Origin of the sequence: Nodosilinea sp. FACHB-131 (assembly GCF_014695395.1) — a bacterium.
Taxonomy (GTDB): Bacteria; Cyanobacteriota; Cyanobacteriia; order Phormidesmidales; family Phormidesmidaceae; genus Nodosilinea.
This window is the reverse complement of sequence record NZ_JACJOF010000035.1, coordinates 33,220-55,358: the sequence shown is the minus strand read 5'-3', so window position 1 is coordinate 55,358 and position 22,139 is coordinate 33,220. Positions and strand designations below refer to the sequence as shown.

Here is a 22,139-nt window from a genome sequence, read left to right as displayed (position 1 = left end):
TCAGTAACTGATGCCATGGTACGAATCAAAATCCAGGACTGGCAGACAGAATTTAGCGATTTGATGCGCGGCATTGCCGGGGCGTTTTTGTTTGGGGCCCCCTTTCTCTACACCATGGAGGTGTGGTGGAAGGGCAACTTCACCTCGCCGCCGCGCATGATGCTGATTTTGGGTATGGCCTACCTGGCCCTGGTGCTGCTGAATATCAAAGGTGGATTTCGCGCTGAGCAGCCCCGCAGCCGCACCCAGATTTTGGTCGAAAGCGTCGAGGGGCTGGCGATCGCCCTCTTCACCGCCACCCTGAGCCTAACGCTGCTCGACATTCTTCATGTTGAGACCGGCATAGACGCCATCATGGGTCGGCTGATCACCCTGTCGCTGCCCTTTTCGATCGGGGTCGGCATTGCCAATAACCTTTTGCTGAGAATCGACGACGAAGATGCTGACCCGGACAAAAAACGCGGCCACCCCCTACGGAGCACGCTGTCGGATGCCGGTGCTGCCCTTCTAGGCGCGATCGTCGTGGGCTCCTCGATCGCGCCTACCGATGAAATCCCCATGATCTCCAGCTCGCTGGAGCCCACGCGCCTGCTGCTGATTATGGCCAGTTCGCTGCTGCTGTCCTACATCATTGTGTTTGAGGCTAATTTTGGCGCTCAGCGGCAGCGGCGAGCACAATCCGGATTGTTCCAAAGACCCATTAGCGAGACCGTGGCCGCTTACCTAATTGCGCTGGCCGCTTCAGCGCTCATGCTCTGGCTGTTTCAAGTCATTCGCGTGGGCGACCCAATTAATCAGTGGGTGAGCTATATCATCGTATTGAGCCTGCCCTGCACCATCGGCGGTGCGGCCGGTCGCCTGGCTGTTTAACCTCTAAACTCTCCATGTCTGAAAAGCCCATCCGCAATCGAGCCGAATGGTTCTCCCTCGGAATTTCCCTCACGCTGCTGTCGGCGGTAGTTGCTACCGTGGCTTCGCTGTGGCTTCAACCATCGACGAAACCCGCCGAATTTACGGTGGAGCCGGGTGAAGTACGGCCCGCCCAAAACCACTATTACCTACCTATTACTATCACCAACGAAGGCGACGCCACCGCCGCCGAAGTTACCGTCGAAGGTACCCTGGAGACCACCAGCCCCGAAGAAGTGGCCTCCACCACCTTCGACTTTATTCCCGCCCGCTCCGAAGCCGAAGGGTTTTTGATCTTCAGCGAAGAACCTTCAACCGCATCCGTGCGCGTGATCAGTTACCAAAAGCCCTGAGTTCTTTAAACTGGGCGTTTTCCCTGACGATCGCTGCTCAGTAACCCGGCTTTACTTCAATCCGCTGCATGACTTGATTGTCGTGGCCTATGAGCCTCAGCTCATCGACCTTGACTCCTACCGCCTGGATTGGCGCATCAAAGACAAACAATCCGTTAGCTACCTCATTTTTTAGCGTTCTACCGTCGCTCAATTGGGCTTCTACAGCAGCCACCTCCGAAGAACGGCTCCGGCCCAACAAAATTAGCGAGGTGTCAGCACTTTGAGTGGGGCCATAGTGAACGTAGTCTACCCACTCAGTTGAGACGGCGTCGGGCGAGCGGTAGCCAAAGTTTGCTCCCTGGGGAGAGGCCCACCACAGTCCCCAGGGCAACCGCCCAACTACCACATGCCCACCGTCCAAGGGACCTGACAACCCCTGACAGACCACAATTGCCGTGGTGGCTGTTCGCCGCTGGGCTTTAGTCACTGGGGCGTTCTCACAAAAACCGTCTCGCTGGGCAGCGCGCTCCGGCGTCAGGCCCCAGTTATCCGCATACCAAAGCCACCAAACCCCTGCCGCTAAGCCAGCAGTGGCGACTGCAAAGAGTCCCCTGGCAATACCTCTGACCTCCCGGTCAGAAAAAAGTAAACCTGATCGCATCGACAGTTCACCGTGCTGCGCAGTTTCTTTGACCAGCGATCGCCTTCCAAGTTCCCAAAGCGCAGGCTCAGCGGCGTCTAGTCTCTAGGTCGGGATTGGTAGCGCGAAAGAGCGATCGCCGTTCGGTCAACACTGTCAGTCAACGCCTCATTAAGCCCGGTTGGGTCGGGTAGGTTCTATGTCTAGCTACTTCGAACTGCAGCCCATGACAACAGCAAATCATTGGGATGACGCTGCTATTTCTCCAAAGCTCGTCTGCACCGCACAGTTTTTTCCGCGGGCTTTTGCTCGATAGAGACCTTGGTCAGCGGTAGCGATCAAGGTCGCAGAAGACAGTTGACTCTGGGGCACAACCGTTGCTACGCCAAAGCTGAGCGTCATCAAGTCACTGACCTGAGATTGGGGATGGGGCAGTTGTAAGGCCGCTAAATTAGCCTGAATTGCCTCGACCACGGCGATCGCCCCCTCAGCGGTGGTATTGGGCAAAATAATCGCAAACTCTTCACCACCATAGCGAGCCGCCAAATCAGATGGGCGCCTAGAGGCTTTTACAATGGCGTCGGCCACCTGCCGCAGCGCATCGTCTCCGGCCAGGTGGCCATGGGTATCGTTGTAGAGCTTGAAGCAGTCTACATCACACAAAATCAAAGATAGGGGAGCCTGCTCTCGGGCCAGCCGTTGCCATTCTGCGCTCAGCCGATCGTCAAAACAGCGACGGTTGGCCAGCTGGGTCAACCCATCCACCGAAGCTAGGCGCTGGAGCTCTTGGTTGGCAGTTTGCAGCTGGTGATAGAGCTCCGCTTGCTGAATGGCGATCGCCGCCTGCCCAGCGAGCTGATAAAACAAATTGATCTCCGACTGCTGCCACTGGCGCGTCTCGCTGCACTGGTGGGCAATCAACAGCCCCCACAGTCGCTCTTTTTGCAGAATCGGCACAATCAGATTCGCTCGAATATTTAAGCTCTGAAGTAGTTCAACATGGCACGACATGAGCCCCGCCGTTTCAATGTCTTCGATCGCTCGGGTGTTGCCCTGCTGGTAGTAAGCCGCATGGGTCGTCTTGAAGCAGGTATCCATGACATGGAAACCCAAAATAGACGGGCACCCCTCTGCCAAAGACTCTACCGCCACTAACCCGCTCCAGTCGGGTTCAAACCGATAGATAACGACTCGATCGACCTCAAACAGTTGGCGAACTTCATCCGCTGTAGTTTGCAGAATTTCATCTAGCTTCAGCGACTGTCGAATGTGTTGAGTTACAGCTGCAACAATGCGCTCAGGCGCAGTTTGATGTTGTACCTGTTGCACCGCTGGCTGCAAAGACGCTGAAGTGAGCGACACCGCTTTCGAGTTAAAGCACGGCGTCGTTTTAGCCGGTGTAGCCCCAGGTTTAGCAATCAAATAGCCCTGGGCAAAGGTAGCCCCTCGCTCCTGCAACCAGTTCAACTCTTCAACGCATTCAATTCCTTCAGCAACGGTTTTAATATTCAGATTTTGCGCGATTTCTAAGAGCTTTTCAGTAATAGAAGCTTTGTAGAGGTCAACGTGAACATTTCGAATTAGCTCCATATCCAGCTTGACAAAATCGGGACGCAGCTGGTGCAGCAGATTTAAGCCGGAATATCCAGACCCTAAATCGTCTAGGGCAACGGCGAAACCAGCATCTCGATAATATTTCAAAACTGTTTTAAGGTGGTCTAAGTCTTGAGGGTTGTCTGACTCAACAACCTCAAACACAACCTGTTCGTGAAGAATACCGGCTCTATCGATGGCGTCTACCGTGCTCCGCAGGCAAGACACTGGGTCATACAGCGCTGTGGGGGAAAAGTTGATAAAAATACGCCCCGCCAAGTTGTGCTGGCTAGCTTGGTTAATGGCGCTAAGCCGAGCTACCCGGTCTAGCTGCGGCAACAAACCGGCTTCGGCTGCTAGCTCAAAAATGGGGCCGGGCATAACTAAGTTGCCGTGCTCATCTAGCCCTCGCAAAAGGGATTCGTATCCATAAATTTGAGCCGTATCGTCAATCGAAACAATCGGTTGAAAATGACTGGTGACGCGATCGCTAGCCAACATATCCACCAGCCAATCGGATTGACTCACTTTGATAAAGCGCTGTAGGGAGGAAATGTCGCTAAAGTCTTGCAGCTGAGGCTGTACCGCACCCCGAACAAATAGAACTTGGGTTTCTCTCAGTTCTCTCGGTGCAACCAGTCGAGCCAGGCTTTGGGCAACACCTTGGGCTTGAGAAAACTTGCAGGCTATACTCAAACCCGGTCGCTCTTGCATCAACTCAAACTCGAGCAACTCTTGCTTTAGGAAAGGAATGATTTTTGTCAACGTGTGGGGAACCGGAAACCACAGAAAAAGCCGGCCTGCCTCTCCGGCCTGACATCGACCGATATTCTGACAAGCGCAAGTCTTAGAGGCAGAAAATCCCATAACCCAAACCCGAATTAATCGATGGTCTTCAGTATTCCCATCCTGTTGTCAAGAGTGCCATAGATTAAGCGAGATGGCTGAAATCTCAATAGAGCTAAGATCGCAAAAAAGCGGGCAATTTTATTGCCATAACCTGCAACAATTTAATCAAAATTACACAATTTCTAAATCTCGCGTAAAACCCGGCAAGGATTGCCCACCGCAACTACATTTGCAGGTATGGATTTGGTCACCACACTGCCGGCGCCAATCGTTGTATTGTCGCCAATTGTCAGCCCTGGGCAGACAATGACGCCGCCGCCCAGCCATACATTACTGCCAATAGTGACGGGAGCCGCCAGCTCTAAGCCACTCAGCCGTACCGTTGGGTCAGTGGGGTGGTAGGCCGTGTAAATCTGCACATTAGGTGCCATCAGCACGTTGTCGCCTATCGTCACCCAGTTGCAGTCAAGAATAGTACAGTTGGTATTGAGGTAGAGGTTTTTGCCAACTCGGATGTGATCGCCGTAGTCGCAGAAAAAGGGGGGCGTAATTTCAAAGTTGGGGCCGATCGCATGAAAGAGCGATCGCACCACCTCCTGTCGCACCTCCAGCTCTGCTGGGCGAGCATGGTTAAACCGATACAGCTGCTCCTGAGTCTGCCGCCGCATCGCCACCAGCTCGGGATCCGCTCCCAGATACAGCTCATTGGCCAGCATCTTCTCCCGCTCGGTTTTCACCATCGAGACTCCCCCTCTCTAGACCAAGACTCTAGGGTACTGTGAGAACCTTGGAATCTTGGCCTATCTAAGGATCAAGGTGATCCCTACGTCATCCAACAATGACGGCAATCGGTCCGCCCCCCGATGGCCCCTGGTGCTCGCTGCCGCCCGACACATAGATCATCGGGTCTTGCACAACGGCTGCGATCGCAGCCCCCACCACTGCCCTAGCCATCCGGGTGTGATTGATATCGGAATCGTCGAGCATGGTGTGGCGGTGCCCGAGCAGCTGCCCCGAGGGGTCGGCTTCGGCCTTGGCAAACACATTCACGATCTGGCCGCCTTCACCCACTCCTCCAGCGCTGTGGATGGCTCGGTTGACGGCGGCGATATCCAAGGCGTGGGTCATGACGCTGTGGCCAATGCGGTAGCGGCTATGGGATTGGGGAGAATTGCCCAGCACCAAAATTTCGCAGTTTTGCAGCTCGACCCCCGCCGAGGTCGAAGCCACTGAGGAATAGAGGCGGTAGTTGTGGCAAATGTCGGTAGCGGTGAGATCGCCCCGCTGCACTTCGCCCAGGGCCAGAGCGACCCCAAGGGCCGAGGCCCCCCGCGAGTAGGCCATCGATTTATAGCTGTCCTGGGTAATGGCAGCCTGGGTGTAGCGAGCCGCCGTGATCAGCGGGCATTTAATTTGCACAAAGTGAACCGCCTCGGCAGTGAGGCCAGCGGCGGCGATCGCCCGCTCTACCCCCGCCGCCACCTCCTCCACCATCGTCAATGTGCCAATTTCATCGGTCGAGAAGTCGCGGGTGTGACAAACCCCCAGGGCCAGCCCGATTTGAGTCGGCCCCGTCAGCCCCTCGCTCTGGCGGGTAAACACAGTCATGTGAGGGCTTAGCACCCCCTCAGTGCCCCCCGACATGACAAACACCACCTGGTTGGTCAGCTCGTCGCCCATCAGCCCCCGCAGGTATCCCTTCAAGGTGGCCACCGCAAACCCACGGGTGAAATCATTCACGCAGCCGTTGCCCTCGGTTTTACCCAAAATCGCCACGATAGTTTTGGGGTCTAGCGTTCCTTGCTGCACCAGTGCGGCTGGACCGCTCAGGTCGTCGGGGCCACTCTGGGCGATCTTAAATACATCAACTTTCATCGCCGATAGCATTCCCCATCAGGTTTCTTGGGCTGCGATCGCACAAAACCCCGGCTCCCTAAGAAACCGGGGCTCTGGCATCCCCTTGAAAAGGGGACAGGGGGAATCTAACCCACCAGTTCCTTCACTTTGGCCATAATGCCATCGGGGTCAATGCTCTGGTGAATAAACTGCTCCCACAGGCCGCCGCTGCCCTCGTGGTTGGTACCCATAAAGGCAAACTTGGGCGTGTAGCCCCGTTCCATCAGCCAAGAGCCAAAGCGGCTGCCTAGGCCAGTCTTGCGGTTAAAGGCCTCGGTCACCAGCACAAAGGGGGCCTTGCCCACCTTGGCCATGGTCTCTTCATCGATCACGTTAAGGGTAGACTTGTTGATCAGGCCCACGTCGATGCCCTCCTGCTTCAGCCGCTCGACGGCATCGAGGGCGCGATAGAGCGAGTCGCCAAAGGTGACGATGTAGCCCGCCGTGCCCTCGCGGATCACCTCATCCTTGCAGGGGGTGAAGGTGTAGTCGCCGCCAAACATCTCGTTGCCCTCAGTGTCGAGGATCATCGGCACCTTCGAGCGGGTGGAGAAGATAAAGCGCAAGCCGGGGTCGTGGAAAACCTTTTTGACGCAGGCCTTCATCTGGTTGGGGTCGGCGGGAAAGTAAAGGCGGGTTTCATAGCCATCCTCCAGGCCATTGTCGGCAAAGAAGTTGTTAACGCCGAAGTGGCAGGTGTTGTCGGCCATATCGTCGATGCCCGAGTGGGAGAAGTGGCACAGCAGGTTAGACCGGTTCAACCGCGCCATAGTAATTTCAGAGATGCACATCTCCAGGAAGGCTGCAAAGGTAGCGAAGACGCCCTGCTTGCCCTCGGCCATGCCAAAGCCCGCCGCCGCCGACAGGTTACCCCGCTCTTGAATGCCGCCGCTGATGAAGATTTCAGGGTAGGCCTTGCGGATCTGGGCCAGGCCACAGGAGCCCTCCAGGTCGCTGTCGACTACCAGCACGCTTTCTTTGCGGGCCATTTCATCCAGCTCGCCCAGCACTTCGACCATGGCATCGCCAAACACGTTGCGATTGGCCCCCACAACTTTGCTGCAACCCTGAAACTCGTAGGTATTTTTGGGGGCGGTAATGCCTTCGAGGATCTCCACGGCGGCGGTGTGGCCTTTGGCGGTGAGGTAGGCGATCGCCGCCTTCACCGAGATCACATCGTGGCCGTGGGTGCTGCCCTCAATGCCCTCGATGCCGACCGCCATGGCCCGCTTGTTAACCACTGCCACGGGGCCGGGGGTGTTGATTGCCTTACAGATGTTGGCGTAGAGGCTGTCGATGTCTTCGCCGTCGCCTTCGAGCACGGTCAGGCCGTGGCCCTCCAGAGTTTTCTTGACGCTGAAGCCGCCCATGTAGCTGGAGGGGTGACCGGCAATGGTAACGTCGTTGTCGTCGATCAGCAGCTTGACGTTGACGTGGTTGGCCACCGCAAAGCGGGCTGCCTCGGCGTCGTTGCCCTCCTGCTGAGAGCCGTCGGAACCGAGGCAGAAGGCAACTTTGCCGGGGTTGGCCAGGGCCACACCGTTGACGTAGGGCCACATGTGACCCAGCCGCCCAGAGCTAAATTTAACCCCGGGGGTGAGCCCCAGTTCGGGGTGGCCGGGCAGTTTGGAGTGGGCTTCGCGGTAGTGCATCAGGTCTTCGGCGGGCATGTCGCCGTTGAGCACCGACAGTAGATACTGGGTGGCCACCCGGTGGCCTGCTTCGTCAAAGAAAATTGGCACGTACTTGTCGCCCGCACCGCGAAACAGCGCGTCGAGAATCATCACCTCGGGCACGGTGTCGTAGGGGCCGCCGGTGTGACCGCCCACGCCCCGCGCTGCGCCAGTTGCAGTGAAGAACACGATCGCATCCCGACACAGCTGAATGTTGGCCTTGAGGGCACTGCGCTGCTCGTCGGTGAGGGTGGGGTTAGACGCATCGAGGGTAATTCGCTGGTATGCGCCCAGGTCAATGGGAAAGCTTGTCATAGTGTTTCGTCCTATAGGCTGGTGAGAGAGAGGCGTGGAGCAAAGCGAGTTTTTTTATAAAGAGCAAGTCCACCGCTCAAATTTGGATAGCAAAAATCCACTACCTCCATCATTCAATACTCTGGCAAGGCTGTGAAGTTAATTCAGTAAGAGTTGGTTAAGGGCGGAGGGGGTGGATGGGTGAGGGGTAGATGGGTAGAGGGTAGATGGGTAGGGGGTGGCCTTGATTATTCGTAGGGTGGGTTAGGTAGCCTGGGCTCTGCCTACACCCCGTTACCTCTGCTCCGCCGTAACCCACTGCCTATGTAGCGCGAAAAACTTGGTCTCTGAAGCGGCGGTAGGGCGATCGCCTGCTTCAGTACCGCATTAGCCCTCCAACTAAACGATCCCAATTCGCTCTATAACAAAGCCTGCTGCTACGGTCTCCAGGGCAATGCCGACAACGCCCTTCAAGCTTTGCAAGCGGCCATTGCCCTAGACCCCCAACATCGCGAAATGTTCAGAAACAACACCGACAGCGACCCCATTCGCACCGACAAGCGGTTTCAAGCGCTGGTGGAGGGGAGTTGATGAGTAGATTGAAGATTTAGAATAGGGGCTATGAGCCAAGATCCTTTTGCTGGCGTTGCTGTCACTGTGTTGGCTGACCTACAGTTCACGATTCCGAGTGCAGTAGGCAAATCATCGGGACTGTCTGAGGGGCAGCGCTTTTAGATCGTGCTGTATTAAGACCGCATAGTAATCCCCATTCGACCAGTACAAGCGCTCAGAGGCCTCCTTAAAGGCATGGATATAGACCTAGATAGAGAGGCCAATCAGCAATGCCAGAGATTACAAGGTTCTATGGAATTATTATCAAGGTTTTCTTTGGCGATCATCCACCACCTCACTTCCATGCAATCTACGGCGAATACAATGCCTTGGTGAGCATTGAGTCGCTAAAAATTATAGAGGGCGATCTACCGGGCCGTGCTCAGAAGATGGTGACCGACTGGGCCGCAATGTATCAGCAAGATCTGTTAAAGATGTGGAATGACCAGGAGTTTCGGAAGCTTCCTCCTTTGAAGTAAGGTCGAATACAGGCATGAAATATCCCAAAATCTGAAGTAAGGTCGAATACAGGCATGAAATATCCCAAAATCGGTCGAGTTGAGGCGATTAGCGATCGCATCCTCAGAGTCACCTTTACCAACCAAGACATTAAAGACTATGACATCAGCCCGCTGTTAGAAAAACCAATGTTTGCACCCCTTCGGCAGCCTGCCTTCTTTAGGAGCTTTACCGTTGAGCCCGGTGGGTACGGCGTTGTCTGGAATGAAGATATTGACATCAGTGAGTACGAGCTTTGGAGACACGGCACAGCGCCTAAAGCCGATGCAGATCTAAATCCTATCGGCTTTACTCCAGAGCATTCCAAACAGCCGCCCACCCATAAATGCTAAAGCCCGCTTACTGTCTTAGCAAACGGGCTTTGGGTAGAGAATGAGTTGTCAAAAACCATGCTTTTTCTAGAGGGTTTCGACCGTTTGAGCGTAGGTGTCGCCATCAAAGGGCTGTACCCCGGTTTTGGGATAGTTGTCATCGTCGGGGCCAAAGATTCTGCTGACAGGCTCGGCAAAATATTGCATTAACCCATCAAAAAAGTAGCCAAATACTGAGAGATTCAGACCTTTCATGACTGGCACCTCGCGGCTTAAGGATATTGATGTAGGCGATTGTAGCGATGCTTGTAGCGGGTCAGGGCTTTGTTGTTTGGTGTACCCTGATACTTAAATGCTACGGGATCACCCGAGGCTGGCGGTGCGACAGTGACCATTCTTTACAGCGGTTGGCAAGTTGTAATATATGGAGTGCACCCTTAACGATTTGGCTTACCAGTAAGGAGAGTTTCCTGTGAAACGCAGTCACGCAGCGATCGCTATTTTGTGCGGGCTCATGGGCGGTTGGGCAGTTATTCCCAATGCTCAAGCTGCTGCGCCAGCGCCGCCTTCTCAAGTTTTGAACGAGTTTGGGCAGGCTCCCGATCCGGTACCGCCCCTGTGGTTGGCGCAAAGCAGCAACGGCCTCAGCGCTGCCCAGCAGGAGCAGGTCGATGAGCTGTTACGCCAGGGCCAGGCCAAGGTCACGGCCCGCGACTATGCCGGGGCGATCGCTGCCTATCAGCAGGCGGCCGCCATTGACAGCCGCAACCCTCGGCTGTTTTCAGGCATTGGCTACCTCTACGTGCAGCAGGAGAACTACGGCGAGGCGATCGATGCCTACCAAAGCGCGATCGCCCTAGACGGCAGCAACCTGGCTTTTCGCTACGGTCTAGCCCACAGCCAATACAAAAACGGCCAGCTTGACGATGCGCTAGCTACCTACGAGGGCATTCTCAGCACTAACCCTCGGGAGGTCAACGCCCACCTGGGGATTGGCGGCATTCAAATCGAGCGCCGCGACTTCGACGGTGCCCTAACCACTTACCAGAGTCTGGCCCGCATTGCCCCCGGCAACGCCCAAGTGTTTGAGGCGCTAGGATCGCTCTACATTCAGCAGGAAGACTATGACCAGGCCCTCACCTATCTCAACGAGGGGCTGCGCGCCAATCCCAACGATGGGGACCTCCACGTCAGTGTGGCCAACATCTACATCCTGCAAGAAAACTACCCCGAGGCAACCAAAAACCTGCGCGAAGCCCTGCGAGTAGAGCCTCAAAACGCCAATGCCCAGCACCAGATGGGCTATGTACTCTACCAACAGGGCGATCGCGAGGCCGCCTTTGACTACCTGGTGCGGGCGGTGCGCCTCGACCCCGAGCTAGTTGCCGCCCATGCCCTGCTGGGTGAGCTGCTGCTCGAACGAGAGCAATACCTCCAGGCGGTGCTCTCCTACCGCAAGGTGGTCGATGCTCTACCCAGTGACCCCGCCGCCTTTTATAACCTGGGCCTAGCGCTCCATGGGCAGGGGCTAGAGGCCCAGGCGCTCTCGAACCTGGAACTGGCGGCAATTCTATATAGCCGCGCGGGCGATACCGAAGGGGCAGCCCGCGCCCGGGAGCTGATGGCCTTCTGGGGCTATGAGCAGTAGCCCATGCCCGAAGGTCCCGAAATTCGCCGGGCGGCCGATAAGCTCCATCGGGCGATCGCAGGCCACATCGCCACCGATGTGTTCTTTGCCTTCGACCACCTCAAACCCTATGAGGAGAAGCTGAGCGGCCGCACGGTGACGGCGGTGAAGCCCTATGGCAAAGCCATGGTCACCACCTTTGACAACGGGCTGGGGGTCTATAGCCACAACCAGCTCTACGGCATCTGGGTGATCTGCAAACCCGATGCCGTCCCCGCCTCCCGTCGTCAGCTGCGTTTTGCGGTACATACCCCCCGTCGGTGGGCGCTGCTCTACAGTGCCTCAGACATTGAGGTGCTCCATGCAGAGGCGGTGCCAACCCATCCCTACATTGCCAAACTTGGCCCCGACACCCTCGACAGCACCCTGACTTCAGCGGCGGTAGCAGAACGCACTCTGAGTGCCCCCTTTCGTCGCCGCCAGTTTGCCACCCTGCTGCTCGATCAGGGGTTCCTCGGCGGCATCGGCAACTATTTGCGCACCGAAATTCTCTACGTGGCGGGCATTCATCCCGGCCAGCGGCCCGTAGACTGCACACCCGCTCAAATTGCCGCCTTTGCCGAGGCCGCCCTGGCCCTGCCCCAGCAGTCATACCTGCACAACGGCATTACCAATGACCTGGCCCTGGCCACTCACCTCAAGCAGACCGGCTACCGCCGCCGCGACTACCGCCACTGGGCCTTTGGCCGACAGGGCAAACCCTGCCACCGTTGCGGTGCCACCATCGCCAAGCTCATGATCGGTGGCAGGCGTTGCTATGTCTGCCCTCAGTGCCAACAGTTAAACTAGGATTATCTTTCCAGCGCGTTTAGCCATGTCTCCTGCCCAAGACCCAGCCGCAGCGCTTTATGCAGAAGAATCGGTTACGTTTCCCTCGGGCAATCTCTACAGCGACGAGCCCCCCTTGGAAACTGACTTGCACCGCGACCAAATTGACCTGCTAATTCGTCTGCTGCGGTGGCACTGGCAGAATCGTCAAGATGTCTACGTCTCTGGCAACGTCACCATTTACTACAGCCCCAATCAACGTAAATCACGCGATTTCAAAGGGCCTGACTTTTTTGTGGTTCTAAATAGCGACCCAAAACCCCGCCGCAGCTGGGTCGTGTGGGATGAAGATGGCAAATACCCCAATGTCATTGTCGAACTGCTGTCAGAATCTACCGCCGCCGTTGACCGAGGGTTGAAAAAGCAGCTTTATCAGGATGTTTTTCGCACCCCAGAATATTTTTGGTTTGACCCAGAAAGCCTTGAATTTCAGGGCTTTGCCCTGCTGCGCGGCCATTATGCTGCGATCGCCCCAGATGCTCATGGTCGGCTGTGGAGTGAAGAGCTAAGCCTTTTCCTCGGCATTCACGAAAACCGCCTCCGGTTTTTCGCCGCTGATAGCACATTAATTCTCAGCCCTGAAGAAACAGCCCAGGCTGAGCAACAGCGGGCCAATCGGCTGGCTGACAAGCTACGCAATCTGGGCATTGACCCTGATGAACCTTAGTTGAGTTGTTAACCGCTGGTGACGGACAGCCCATCCAGCAGCACCGAAGGCGTGTAGCAGGAGCCGTTCCAGTCGCCGTCGCTGCCCAGCTCCACGTTATCTTTGAGGGCGGTGTAGATATTGCCTGCCACCATGGTGTCTTTGACGCGACCCACCAGCTTGCCCCGGTGAATGCGGTAACCCAAGTCGATATTTACCGAGAAATCGCCTGCGATGCCCGGGTCGCCGCCCAAAATTTGATCCACTAGCACCCCGTTGTCGATGCTAGCAATTAGCGCCTCTAGGGAGCGCGTACCCGGTTCAACCAGGGTGTTGTAGAGACTGGGGGTAGGGTAGCTGCCTAGGCCAGGCCGGAAACCGTTGCCCGTCGACCCAGCCCCTAGGGTACGGCCGACGGCGCGATCGCAGTAAAACAACGTCACTACGCCCTGATCGATAAACACTAGGCGCTGGGTAGGGGTGCCCTCATCATCAAAGGGACAGCTAAACGGCCCCGCCTCCGGGTCTTGCAGCAGCGTTACGCGGGGCGAGGTCATCTGTTCGCCCAGGGCGCTGCTCCAAGGGGACGATCGCTCCACCACCCGCTTGCCGCTGAGGGCCGACTGGAGCGTGCCCCAAATCATATCGGCGGCTTTGGCAGTAAAAATCACCGGCATGCGTCCGGTGTTGACCTCGGCAGATTCCTCAGCCCAGGCTAGCCGCTGCAATACCTGATTGATCAAAGCATCGACCTCCAGGCGATCGCGCTGGGTTTGGCCATCGCTGACGCTCAAAAAATCATCGCCCCTCACCCAGTCGGCCGACAGGTAGCTGCTCAGGGTGGCGTCGCTGTAGTGGCAGTCGAGCCCTTTGGTGTTGAGAATCCGAGTGGTTTCCACATCGCACTCCACATCTACGCCGCAGATCACCTCAGGGTAGGCGCTGCGAATGCGATCGATCATGGCCTGTCCCCATTCGATCAGCTGCTCCACCGGCACCTCCTGGCCCATGTCGGGGTAGTGGCGGCTGTTACCTGCGACCAGGTCAATGGTTTCGGGGTCATTGAGGGCGCTGATTGCCAGGGCCTTGTCGATGATGGCCTCGGGGTCAACATTGCCGTAGGCCACCGCCAGCCCAGGTCGACCGTTAATCCAGAGGCGCAGGGCTGTGCCCAAGGCAGCGGAGGTTTCAAGCTGTTTGAGCCGGTTGGCTTCAAAAAAGACAGGGCGCGATCGCGATCGCGATTGCAGCACTTCCGCCGCTTCGGCTCCCCGTTCGAGGGCCAGGTCTATGAGTTTTTCAGCTAGCGAATCGTCGGTAAGACCGGACACCATGGCAGTTAGCGGGCAGGGGCGTAACAGAGCTACTTCATCTTCCCGGATTGCGGTACCCCTGCAAAGGGCACAGATCTAGATAGCTCATCCCAAAAGCCCGCTTCGCCAACTGTTTTTGGCGGGTTTTCAGCTTTGGGATCACCTACGGACCCAATTCAGCGGTAGAATAGCAACGCCCCTTTGGAGAGGTGGCAGAGTGGTTGAATGCGGCAGTCTCGAAAACTGCTTTGGGGAAACCCAACGAGGGTTCGAATCCCTCCCTCTCCGTTGAGTTTCAAGGCTTTCAGCCTCACCCTAGCTGCGACTCCCCAGCAGTCGGGGCAAATTTTTATGCCCAAAATTCCATAACTGCGCAAAAAATTAGATCAAGGTTAGTTCAGTTTTCTATGAACCGCATTGACCGAGCCGTAGAGTAGGCCAACCAGGGGCTAAACCGGATCAAGCTAGCAAAGCGGTGCAGCAATTGAGTTTGGTGTAGCGCGATCGCTGCCCCCCGATATTCTAAAAACCAAAATAAACCCATCACCAGCCTCTTCTTTGATACAGGCGATCGTCAGCGCAGTCAGCACCAAGAGTAGGACTGCCTGGAAAACCTATCGTTCGGTCGTAGCTCCTCAACAACGACGAGTGTTATCTCGTAGACGGCGACATCAACCTGACACAGCACTAAGAAGGGTGGCAAATGATAACCAACGAAATTCGCATTTTGCTAGAGGCCTACAACCAAGCCTCAAATGACGGGGACACGGGTACTGCTGAAGCGTTAATGAGAGAACTAGATGGCTTAGTCATGTCATTCCAATACGAGCGCGTGAATGTAGAAAAAACTAAGGGATAACGGTGGGGTAGTGCCTGCCAAGATTCACCCGTCCCCTCCATAGCTGCACTTTCAGGGGGTGAGCGCCTTAAGCAGAAAAGAGCGATCGCCGTCACTACAGTTAAAACAGAACCCCCCACGGGCCAGCGGTGCCAGTGGGAGTCTCAAGCTTGTGCAAACGAGCTCCACTATAGGCCATGGTGCTCGGGCGGTAGAGTGCGATCGCGGGGATGAGCTGTTTGACGTAAAGAAATTTCACCTCAGCCTTAGCGCCTGAAAGAGATTTGATATATCTCCTTTTAACGAACCAGTGCCCGATCAATTATTTTGTTTACTTAAAGTACCTTTGCTAGCCTTGTTTGCCTTAGTAACTCCACAGTACGGTTGAAGCGTCAGCGATAATCTTCTCCCTCCCACCCTTGGAAGGCAAATGCTTCTACCCTCCCTGCGCTTCACAAAACCGTTGCTGTTGTCGATCGCCCTTCCGCTAGCGCTTCTAACGCCTGTTGCTGTGCCGCTTACACAAGCGCAAGAAACCCCGAGCGAAATTGACCCGACCAACATCCAGCGCAATCAAGAAGCTAATCGCCTCCTAGATCAAGGCATGGATCAGTTCGATGCTGATCAATATCAGGCAGCCTTGCAATCGTTTCAAGCAGCTTTAGAACGTTTTCGTCAGAATGGCGATCGCTACTACGAGGCGTCTGTCCTGAACATGCTTGGCATTGTTTACGATTCTATGGGTCAGTCTCAGCAAGCCATTGAGTCTTACGAGCAGGCACTGTCAATCGGGCAAGCATTTGGTGTTCCTGAGCTAGAAGCGGCTGCACTGTACAATCTTGGCGTTGTTTATGCTTCCATTAATCAGCCTCAGCAAGCCGTTGAGTCCTATCAGCAAGCCCTACCACTCTACCGAGAAACGGGCGATCGCTATAGAGAAATGATGTCGCTTGCATTGATTGCCGAGGCGCTGATTGCTCAGAATCAAACTGACTTGGCAATTGACTATTTCGGGCAGTCTGTTGAAGTGTTTGCGGCAATTCGCGCTGAACAGATAGATCAGGCTGTATACATACCCTCTGATTTTGAGTTGCTTAAAGAGCCTTACCACCGTTACGTCGAGCTGCTAAATCAGCAAAATCGCCCTCAAGAAGCGCAACAGGTGCTTGATTTGATCAAGGAGATCGAATTTGTCCGCGATGAAGAAGCTGATCGCCTCCTAGGTCAGGGTTTTGATCAGCTCAATGCCAATCAATATCAGGCAGCCTTGCAATCGTTTCAAGCTGCTCTAGAACGCTTTCGTCAGAATGAAGATCGCAGCGGAGAAACGGAGACACTGCTTAATCTTGGCCTTGTTTACGATTCTATGGGTCAGCCTCAGCAAGCCATTGAGTCTTACCAACAAGCACTGTCAATTGGACAAGCAATCGGTGCTCCTAGTCTAGAAACGGCTGCATTGTCTAGTCTTGGCAATGTCTATGCTTCCATCAATCAGCCTCAGCAAGCCATTGAGTCCTACCAGCAAGCCTTACTACTTTACCAGCGCGAGCAGGAAATACGGCCGCTTACGCGCCAGTGGGAAATACGGTTGCTTATGCGCGAGGGGGAAATGTGGTCGCTGATATCGATCGCGAAGGTGCTGATTGCTCAAAATCAAACTGACTTGGCAAGTGACTATTTCGGGCAATCTGTTGACGTGTTTGCGGCAATTCGTGCTGAACAGATAGCTCAGAATATATACATACCTTCTAATTTTGAGTCGCTCAAAGAGCCTTACCACCGTTATGCTGAGCTGCTAAGTCAGCATAATCGCCCTCAAGAAGCGCAACAGGTGCTTGATTTAATCAGGGAAGTGGAATCAAGATAGCAGCGATCGAGCTTGAGGACATGACCCTAATCCGGCCGAAGGAAACTGCATTCTCGCGTTGACTGGTTGCGGCAACCGCAGATAGGCTAGCTGCACAAGCAGGCCCATTTGATGCAGCAGCACCCTGGGTTTACTGACGATCGCCTTCAGCCGGGCATGACTGTGGCAGGCGGACGGTGAACGTTGTGCCCGCCGCCGCCGTCGAGACGACCTCTACCGTGCCTCCGTGGGCGACAACAATCTCGCGCACGATGTACAACCCCAAGCCAATGCTGCCCGGAACCCGTTGCGCTGTCGAGTCTGGCTCAGTGTGGCGCATGAGCGGATCGAAGATCGTCGCTAGGTTCTCTGGCGGGATCGGCGGGCCCTCGTTATGCACGCTCAAAATTACGGTTGATCCGTCCGAAGTGACCGATAGCACGATTGGCTTCTCCTCGGACCCGTGCTGAATGGCGTTGCCCATCAAATTAGAGACGACCTGGCGGAGGCGGGCCACATCATAGTCGCCCGTGAGATCGCCATTTGAGAAAAAGCGCAGCGTGCGTTGCGGATGGGCAACACAGAATTCCTCAAAGACGTTGCGACAGAGTAGTTCTAAATCGACCGAACCGCGCGTCAGCGGCATCGCGCTGCCCAGCCCCGTCGAGGCGAAGTCGATCAGGTCACGGATCAATCGCGTGACGGCCTCTGTGTTGGTCTCGATCACCGACAGCGCTCTAGGAGAGTCTGGGTGCTTATCTGCGGTGCGCGAGATCAGTTGTGCGGCCATGCTGATGGAGCTCAGCGGGCTGCGCAGGTCGTGGCCAAGGATGGCTAGAAACATGCGCCGTGACTGATCGACGCGATTGGTGTAGCTGCCGACGGCGGCGACGAGCGATTGGTCGATTGACTCGTTGAAGCGGGTAATGTCATTGACATCGTTGATGTCGAACTGCGGGTGGCTCTCGGTCCACAGGCGGAGCACGCTGGCGCGCAGGGCACGGTATTCGGAGACAACCTCTAGGATGTCAAATCCCCAGCCTACGCGGCCCAGCCCGTGCCGTACCGAGGCGTTATCGAGCCGATCGCTCTCTTCACCAACAGCGCCGCCGTGGCCTTTAGACTTACTTGCCTGCTGCGCGAGGCTCTGACCGCTCTGCATGTCGTGCGCAGTGGCCCGCAGCATTGCCTCAGCGTCATCGCGCAAGGCAAGCTTGGTCATCTTCCCCCCAGGCGAGAGGCTGCGCGCAAACGTTTCCCATTCCGAGAGGATCAGCTCGACGTTCCCGAGAATGAAGTCTGCTAGTCGCATCGATCTGTCTGTTGCGAGCATCTTGAAAATAGAGCCATGATACCGCTAGGGACTGTCAAAAAGATGTCAGCCTAATGCCTCTCTAGAAGTAATTAAGGAGGGTCACTGGATTGATCTAGAGCAGGGTTTTCTACCTTTTGGGCAATTCTGTTGTCATAGCAGGCGCTATAGAGTGTGGGCGAGCGTTATGGGTATGCGCGTTATGGCATTAAAGCTGGTCTCTGCTTTTTCCCTTCCTGGCTTAACCCAACGTCAGCCGGAGGTGGGTCACTTGATTCGGAATTTGCGTCAACTCATGGCCCACACCCAAAAACAGTCTGCGGGAGTTTTGGAGGTTAGCTTCAGCACCCTCAATCGCTGGGAAAACGGACGTATGCAGCCCTCGCCCCTAGCGCTGAAGCAAGTCAACAGCGTCTTGGTCGAACTGGCACAGGTTTCAGACCCACGCTTACAAGCAGATTGCCAGGCGCTTTTGGCCAAGTACATGACCGTCAGTGAGCCTAGTAACGGCTGCTTTGAAGGACGGCATCACAGAGAGCAGGCATGACACAACCACAACCAACCCCTGAACAATTGTTCGCTGGAGACGGGGAGTTGGTGCGGCTAGCGCGATCGCACGACTGGTCCCAAACGCCACTGGGTGCGCTCGAAACTTGGCCAGACAGCCTGAAAACGGCGGCGCAGATTCTGTTGACGGAACTCGCTCAGGCCCAGCAGTCGGAAAAAATGCAGGTAGAAACTGAGCCACAGCAGCCTGGCAATCTCAGTTCGATCGCCGTCGAACCTGCCGAGGCGGCAGCTCAGCTGCGCGAACTAGAGACAAAACACCACACGTTGTTTGAGTCACTGGATGAAGGCTTCTGCGTCTGCGAACTGCTATTTGATGAGAACGGGGAACCGACCGATTATCGGTTCCTCGAAGTCAATGCGGCCTTTGAACGGCTCACCGGGCTGGAGCAAGTGGTCGGCAAAACGGCACGGGAACTGGTTCCCAATCAAGATGCCCCCTGGTTTGAGCTGTTTGGCAGCGTTGTGCGCGCCCGAAAATCTGTTCGCTTTGAGGCGCAAGAGAGTGAGCTAAACCGTTGGCTTAATGTCAACGCCTTTTGCATTGGGGAGCCCCAACGTCATCAGTTTGCCGCTTTGTTTACCAACATTAGCGAGACCAAGCGCATTGAGGCTGAGCGGCAAAAAGTGGAGCAGGAACGAGAGCGCTTTCTTGCCGCAGGGTCAGATTTGCAAGTAATTATGAGCAGCCACGGGTACTTCCACTGGGTGAGCCCGGCTTTTGAGCGTATTCTCGGCTGGACACCCGCCGAAATGACCTCTCACCCCTGGACTGATTTTCTCCATCCAGACGATATTGCCGCATCGATTGCGGAGAGCGTCAGCGTGTTGGCCGGCGCCGAAACGTTTGCCTTTGAAAACCGCTATCGGCACAAAGACGGCTCCTACCGCTGGTTGCTCTGGAGAGCACAGTCTCACCCAGACGAACAAGTACTTTATGCGACAGCGGTAGACATCACTGCTCGTAAACAGGCAGAAGTCGCTCTGCGTCAATCTGAAGAACAGTATCGCCTGGTGTTTGAGTCGATCGACGAAGGTTTCTGCACGATTGAAGTGCTCTTCGATGCCGATGGCAAGCCGGTGGATCACTTCATTCTGCAAGCAAATCCAGCCTTTGAGCGACAGTCCGGTATTGTCAATCCGGAAGGCAAAAGGGCAAGCGAACTGGCACCGGGACTGGAACAGTTTTGGAATGACCTTTACGCCCAAGTCGTTCACACCGGCAAGTCTATTCGCACTGAAGTGCGCTCGGACGCGCTCGATCGCTGGTTTGACGTTGTGGCGTCGCGGATTGGCGATGTAGCAACGCGCCAGGTGGCGATCGTGTTTACTGACATCAGCGATCGCAAACGGATAGAAGCAACGCTGCGTGAAAGCGAGCAGCGGTTTCGACTGATGGCCGATGCTGCCCCACAGATCGTTTGGATTACGGATGCACAAGGGCAGATGGAGTTCTTCAACAAACAATGGAGCAACTATACAGGCGTTCCTTACGAACCGACGACGGCGGCTGAAGCTGTGGCTAGCTTTGTTCACCCAGACGACGGTAAGCGCACCATGGAGTCGTTTGACGCAGCGCGACGCAGCGGCGGCAGTTTCTCGGTCGAACACCGGCTTCGCTCAGCGGCAGGAGACTATCGCTGGTTTTTGGGGCGGGCCGAGCCTTACCGAGATCCGCAAACGGGTAAGATTATTCACTGGTTTGGTGCATCCGTCGATATCCACGATCGCAAGCAGGCAGAAGCCGCCATTGCCCAACGGGAAGCGCAGTTTCGCCAGCTCGCGGATGCCATGCCGCAACAGGTTTGGATAACCGATGCTGGAGGCAACACGCAATATGTGAACCAGCAGTGGGCAACTTATACCGGGCTGACCCTAGAGCAAACTCAAGACATTCACTACGCCACTCAAGTCATTCATCCTGATGATTTTGAGATGACGAGTGAACTCTGGCGGACGGCGCTGACGACAGGGACACTCTATCAAGCCGAATTTCGCTTGAAACACTTGTCAGCTCAGACCTATCGCTGGTTTCTCTCCCGCGCGATCGCCATCCGAGACGAACAGGGACAAATCGTGCAGTGGTTTGGCACGAGCACAGACATTGAAGCGCTCAGACGCGCCCAGGCTCAACGAGAACAGCTCTTACAGCAAGAACAAATCGCCCGAGAAGCCGCCGAGAACGCCAATCGCATCAAAGATGAATTTCTCGCCGTGCTGTCCCATGAGTTGCGATCGCCCCTGAACCCGATTTTGGGCTGGACACAACTGCTGCTGAGCGGCAAACTCAATCCTGCCCGTCAAATGGATGCCTTGGCCACAATTGAGCGTAACGCCAAGCTGCAATCGCAACTGATTGAGGACTTGCTCGACATCTCCCGCATCATGCAGGGCAAGCTGAGCTTAACAGTGACTTCGGTCAATTTGGCCTCTATCATTCACGCTGCTGTTGAAACCGTAAGTTTAGCGGCAGACGCGAAAACTATTCAAATTACGCTTGACCTCGACCCAGATGTGGCTGCGGTCTCTGGCGATGCGGCCCGGCTGCAGCAAATGGTTTGGAACCTGCTCACCAATGCGGTCAAGTTCACCGACGACGGCGGACAGGTAATGGTCCAACTGAGGCAAGTTGTTGCTGAAGGCAGCTTGGGCCATGGGGTGGCCCAAATTCGAGTCGTCGATACCGGCAAGGGCATCGATCCGAAATTTCTGCCCTATGTGTTTGAGTATTTTCGGCAAGAAGACGGCTCAACGACGCGCAAATTTGGCGGTCTGGGATTGGGACTCGCGATCGTGCGGCAAATTGTGGACCTCCACGGCGGCACGGTCAAAGCAGAAAGTGGAGGCGAGTATCAAGGCGCGACCTTTATTGTGCAGCTACCGGCTCTGCAACGGGCCACGTCGATTCTCTCTGAGCAAAACCAGCCTCAATCCGGTGCAGAAGCACGCTTAGACAACGTGCAAATTCTGCTCGTCGAGGACGATGCCGATACTCGTGAATTTCAGTCTTTTCTGCTCGAGCAGCACGGGGCAACCGTAACAGCCGTTGCCTCAGGTATAGAAGCGCTGCAAGCCTTGGAGCAGTTTATTCCCAATGTCATAGTCAGTGATATCGGCATGGAAGAGATGGATGGCTACAGGCTGATGCAGCAGATTCGCTCGCGTCCACCGGCACAGGGCGGTGCGGTGCCAGCGATCGCGCTCACTGCCTATGCCGCCGAAATCGACCAAGAGAAAGCGCTCCAAGCGGGCTTTCAAACCCACTTGACGAAACCGTTGGAGCCAGAACGATTTGTTCGCGAGATTGTAACCCTGCTCAAACCAAGCCGAGTCTAGCAATCGTGCCTTGCCACAAGCAGCGCCACTTCTCTACAACAAGGAAGCAACCCTACGATTACGTCCATGGAAAATCTGACTCATATCAAATCTGTCTGGACAGGCATAATTAGCTCACAGCATCTATCCACCAGT

20 protein-coding genes and 1 tRNA gene are annotated in these 22,139 nt (G+C 55.6%); 12 read left to right on the top strand and 9 right to left on the bottom strand.

Annotated features, from left to right (window positions below; genetic code table 11):
* Window positions 1-15 precede the first annotated feature (15 nt).
* Together H6F75_RS23470 and H6F75_RS23465 are read left to right on the top strand one after the other, a co-directional pair.
* Entirely contained in the window at window positions 16-870 is an 855-nt protein-coding gene (locus H6F75_RS23470) for a TIGR02587 family membrane protein (protein WP_190755071.1), read from the top strand.
* Between the two features lie 14 nt (window positions 871-884).
* Entirely contained in the window at window positions 885-1,262 is a 378-nt protein-coding gene (locus tag H6F75_RS23465) for a hypothetical protein (protein ID WP_190755069.1), read from the top strand.
* Window positions 1,263-1,299: 37 nt separating this feature from the next.
* Here the strand turns inward: H6F75_RS23465 and H6F75_RS23460 are convergent, their stop codons facing one another.
* The 5 genes from H6F75_RS23460 to H6F75_RS23440 all read right to left on the bottom strand — a co-directional run bounded on the left by H6F75_RS23460 (window position 1,300) and on the right by H6F75_RS23440 (window position 8,210).
* Complete coding sequence (locus tag H6F75_RS23460; protein ID WP_190755067.1) at window positions 1,300-1,905, bottom strand: hypothetical protein; 606 nt, start codon at window positions 1,903-1,905, stop codon at window positions 1,300-1,302.
* A gap of 219 nt (window positions 1,906-2,124) precedes the next feature.
* Complete coding sequence (locus tag H6F75_RS23455; protein WP_190755065.1) at window positions 2,125-4,344, bottom strand: EAL domain-containing protein; 2,220 nt, start codon at window positions 4,342-4,344, stop codon at window positions 2,125-2,127.
* 164 nt (window positions 4,345-4,508) lie between these two features.
* On the bottom strand, window positions 4,509-5,066 hold the full coding sequence (locus tag H6F75_RS23450; protein WP_190755064.1) for a sugar O-acetyltransferase: 558 nt from the start codon (window positions 5,064-5,066) through the stop codon (window positions 4,509-4,511).
* Between the two features lie 88 nt (window positions 5,067-5,154).
* On the bottom strand, window positions 5,155-6,201 hold the full coding sequence (locus tag H6F75_RS23445; RefSeq protein ID WP_190755062.1) for a ring-opening amidohydrolase: 1,047 nt from the start codon (window positions 6,199-6,201) through the stop codon (window positions 5,155-5,157).
* Window positions 6,202-6,308: 107 nt separating this feature from the next.
* Entirely contained in the window at window positions 6,309-8,210 is a 1,902-nt protein-coding gene (locus H6F75_RS23440) for a transketolase C-terminal domain-containing protein (RefSeq protein ID WP_190755060.1), read from the bottom strand.
* 345 nt (window positions 8,211-8,555) lie between these two features.
* On the opposite strand from H6F75_RS23440, the gene H6F75_RS28595 reads away from it, so the two are divergent.
* The 3 genes from H6F75_RS28595 to H6F75_RS23425 all read left to right on the top strand — a co-directional run bounded on the left by H6F75_RS28595 (window position 8,556) and on the right by H6F75_RS23425 (window position 9,652).
* Window positions 8,556-8,780 (top strand): tetratricopeptide repeat protein, encoded by a 225-nt coding sequence (locus H6F75_RS28595; RefSeq protein ID WP_190755104.1) that lies wholly within the window; start codon window positions 8,556-8,558, stop codon window positions 8,778-8,780.
* Window positions 8,781-9,031: 251 nt separating this feature from the next.
* Window positions 9,032-9,280: a DUF4160 domain-containing protein gene (locus H6F75_RS23430; RefSeq protein ID WP_190755058.1), complete on the top strand. Its 249-nt coding sequence runs from the start codon at window positions 9,032-9,034 to the stop codon at window positions 9,278-9,280.
* 54 nt (window positions 9,281-9,334) lie between these two features.
* Entirely contained in the window at window positions 9,335-9,652 is a 318-nt protein-coding gene (locus tag H6F75_RS23425; protein ID WP_190755056.1) for a DUF2442 domain-containing protein, read from the top strand.
* Window positions 9,653-9,718: 66 nt separating this feature from the next.
* Here the strand turns inward: H6F75_RS23425 and H6F75_RS23420 are convergent, their stop codons facing one another.
* Window positions 9,719-9,886, bottom strand: a complete 168-nt coding sequence (locus H6F75_RS23420) for an isochorismate synthase (protein ID WP_139297057.1) — start codon at window positions 9,884-9,886, stop codon at window positions 9,719-9,721.
* A 217-nt stretch (window positions 9,887-10,103) separates the two neighbouring features.
* On the opposite strand from H6F75_RS23420, the gene H6F75_RS23415 reads away from it, so the two are divergent.
* Genes H6F75_RS23415 through H6F75_RS23405 form a run of 3 tightly spaced genes read left to right on the top strand, consistent with a single transcriptional unit; the run spans window position 10,104 to window position 12,813 of the window.
* Entirely contained in the window at window positions 10,104-11,279 is a 1,176-nt protein-coding gene (locus tag H6F75_RS23415) for a tetratricopeptide repeat protein (RefSeq protein ID WP_190755053.1), read from the top strand.
* 3 nt (window positions 11,280-11,282) lie between these two features.
* The gene (nei, locus tag H6F75_RS23410) at window positions 11,283-12,107 is read left to right on the top strand and encodes an endonuclease VIII (protein WP_190755051.1); all 825 of its coding nucleotides are present in this window, start codon (window positions 11,283-11,285) and stop codon (window positions 12,105-12,107) included.
* Between the two features lie 25 nt (window positions 12,108-12,132).
* A complete protein-coding gene (locus tag H6F75_RS23405; protein ID WP_190755049.1) occupies window positions 12,133-12,813 on the top strand; it encodes a Uma2 family endonuclease in 681 nt (226 codons plus the stop codon).
* A gap of 8 nt (window positions 12,814-12,821) precedes the next feature.
* Here H6F75_RS23405 and H6F75_RS23400 read toward each other — a convergent pair whose 3' ends face one another.
* Window positions 12,822-14,126 carry a TldD/PmbA family protein gene (locus H6F75_RS23400; RefSeq protein WP_190755047.1) on the bottom strand — a complete coding sequence of 435 codons (1,305 nt, stop codon included), beginning with the start codon at window positions 14,124-14,126 and terminating at the stop codon, window positions 12,822-12,824.
* A gap of 182 nt (window positions 14,127-14,308) precedes the next feature.
* Between H6F75_RS23400 and H6F75_RS23395 the strand changes: the two genes are divergently transcribed.
* Window positions 14,309-14,393, top strand: a tRNA-Ser gene (locus H6F75_RS23395).
* A 109-nt stretch (window positions 14,394-14,502) separates the two neighbouring features.
* On the opposite strand, the gene H6F75_RS23390 is transcribed toward H6F75_RS23395, so the two are convergent.
* The gene (locus tag H6F75_RS23390) at window positions 14,503-14,649 is read right to left on the bottom strand and encodes a hypothetical protein (RefSeq protein ID WP_190755045.1); all 147 of its coding nucleotides are present in this window, start codon (window positions 14,647-14,649) and stop codon (window positions 14,503-14,505) included.
* Between the two features lie 724 nt (window positions 14,650-15,373).
* Here H6F75_RS23390 and H6F75_RS23385 point away from each other — a divergent pair.
* Entirely contained in the window at window positions 15,374-16,810 is a 1,437-nt protein-coding gene (locus H6F75_RS23385; protein WP_190755043.1) for a tetratricopeptide repeat protein, read from the top strand.
* Window positions 16,811-16,940: 130 nt separating this feature from the next.
* Here the strand turns inward: H6F75_RS23385 and H6F75_RS23380 are convergent, their stop codons facing one another.
* Window positions 16,941-18,101, bottom strand: coding sequence for a HAMP domain-containing sensor histidine kinase (locus tag H6F75_RS23380; protein WP_242020314.1), 1,161 nt, complete (start codon window positions 18,099-18,101; stop codon window positions 16,941-16,943).
* A gap of 202 nt (window positions 18,102-18,303) precedes the next feature.
* Between H6F75_RS23380 and H6F75_RS23375 the strand changes: the two genes are divergently transcribed.
* A complete protein-coding gene (locus H6F75_RS23375; protein WP_190755041.1) occupies window positions 18,304-18,648 on the top strand; it encodes a helix-turn-helix transcriptional regulator in 345 nt (114 codons plus the stop codon).
* Window positions 18,645-22,004, top strand: coding sequence for a PAS domain S-box protein (locus tag H6F75_RS28285; protein WP_190755039.1), 3,360 nt, complete (start codon window positions 18,645-18,647; stop codon window positions 22,002-22,004). Before H6F75_RS23375 ends, H6F75_RS28285 begins: the two co-directional genes overlap by 4 nt.
* Window positions 22,005-22,139: the final 135 nt, after the last annotated feature.

Bases quoted from the DNA above. Each gene is read 5' to 3' on its own strand.
- H6F75_RS23375 (WP_190755041.1), top strand. From the start codon at position 18,304: ATGGCATTAAAGCTGGTCTCTGCTTTTTCCCTTCCTGGCTTAACCCAA.
- H6F75_RS23470 (WP_190755071.1), top strand. From the start codon at position 16: ATGGTACGAATCAAAATCCAGGACTGGCAGACAGAATTTAGCGATTTG.
- H6F75_RS23460 (WP_190755067.1), bottom strand. From the start codon at position 1,905: ATGCGATCAGGTTTACTTTTTTCTGACCGGGAGGTCAGAGGTATTGCC.
- H6F75_RS23430 (WP_190755058.1), top strand. From the start codon at position 9,032: ATGCCAGAGATTACAAGGTTCTATGGAATTATTATCAAGGTTTTCTTT.
- H6F75_RS23445 (WP_190755062.1), bottom strand. From the start codon at position 6,201: ATGAAAGTTGATGTATTTAAGATCGCCCAGAGTGGCCCCGACGACCTG.
- H6F75_RS23455 (WP_190755065.1), bottom strand. From the start codon at position 4,344: ATGGGATTTTCTGCCTCTAAGACTTGCGCTTGTCAGAATATCGGTCGA.
- H6F75_RS23440 (WP_190755060.1), bottom strand. From the start codon at position 8,210: ATGACAAGCTTTCCCATTGACCTGGGCGCATACCAGCGAATTACCCTC.
- H6F75_RS23390 (WP_190755045.1), bottom strand. From the start codon at position 14,649: ATGGGTTTATTTTGGTTTTTAGAATATCGGGGGGCAGCGATCGCGCTA.
- H6F75_RS23465 (WP_190755069.1), top strand. From the start codon at position 885: ATGTCTGAAAAGCCCATCCGCAATCGAGCCGAATGGTTCTCCCTCGGA.
- H6F75_RS23450 (WP_190755064.1), bottom strand. From the start codon at position 5,066: ATGGTGAAAACCGAGCGGGAGAAGATGCTGGCCAATGAGCTGTATCTG.
- H6F75_RS23405 (WP_190755049.1), top strand. From the start codon at position 12,133: ATGTCTCCTGCCCAAGACCCAGCCGCAGCGCTTTATGCAGAAGAATCG.
- H6F75_RS23400 (WP_190755047.1), bottom strand. From the start codon at position 14,126: ATGGTGTCCGGTCTTACCGACGATTCGCTAGCTGAAAAACTCATAGAC.
- nei (WP_190755051.1), top strand. From the start codon at position 11,283: ATGCCCGAAGGTCCCGAAATTCGCCGGGCGGCCGATAAGCTCCATCGG.
- H6F75_RS28285 (WP_190755039.1), top strand. From the start codon at position 18,645: ATGACACAACCACAACCAACCCCTGAACAATTGTTCGCTGGAGACGGG.
- H6F75_RS23425 (WP_190755056.1), top strand. From the start codon at position 9,335: ATGAAATATCCCAAAATCGGTCGAGTTGAGGCGATTAGCGATCGCATC.
- H6F75_RS23380 (WP_242020314.1), bottom strand. From the start codon at position 18,101: ATGCGACTAGCAGACTTCATTCTCGGGAACGTCGAGCTGATCCTCTCG.
- H6F75_RS23385 (WP_190755043.1), top strand. From the start codon at position 15,374: ATGCTTCTACCCTCCCTGCGCTTCACAAAACCGTTGCTGTTGTCGATC.
- H6F75_RS23420 (WP_139297057.1), bottom strand. From the start codon at position 9,886: ATGAAAGGTCTGAATCTCTCAGTATTTGGCTACTTTTTTGATGGGTTA.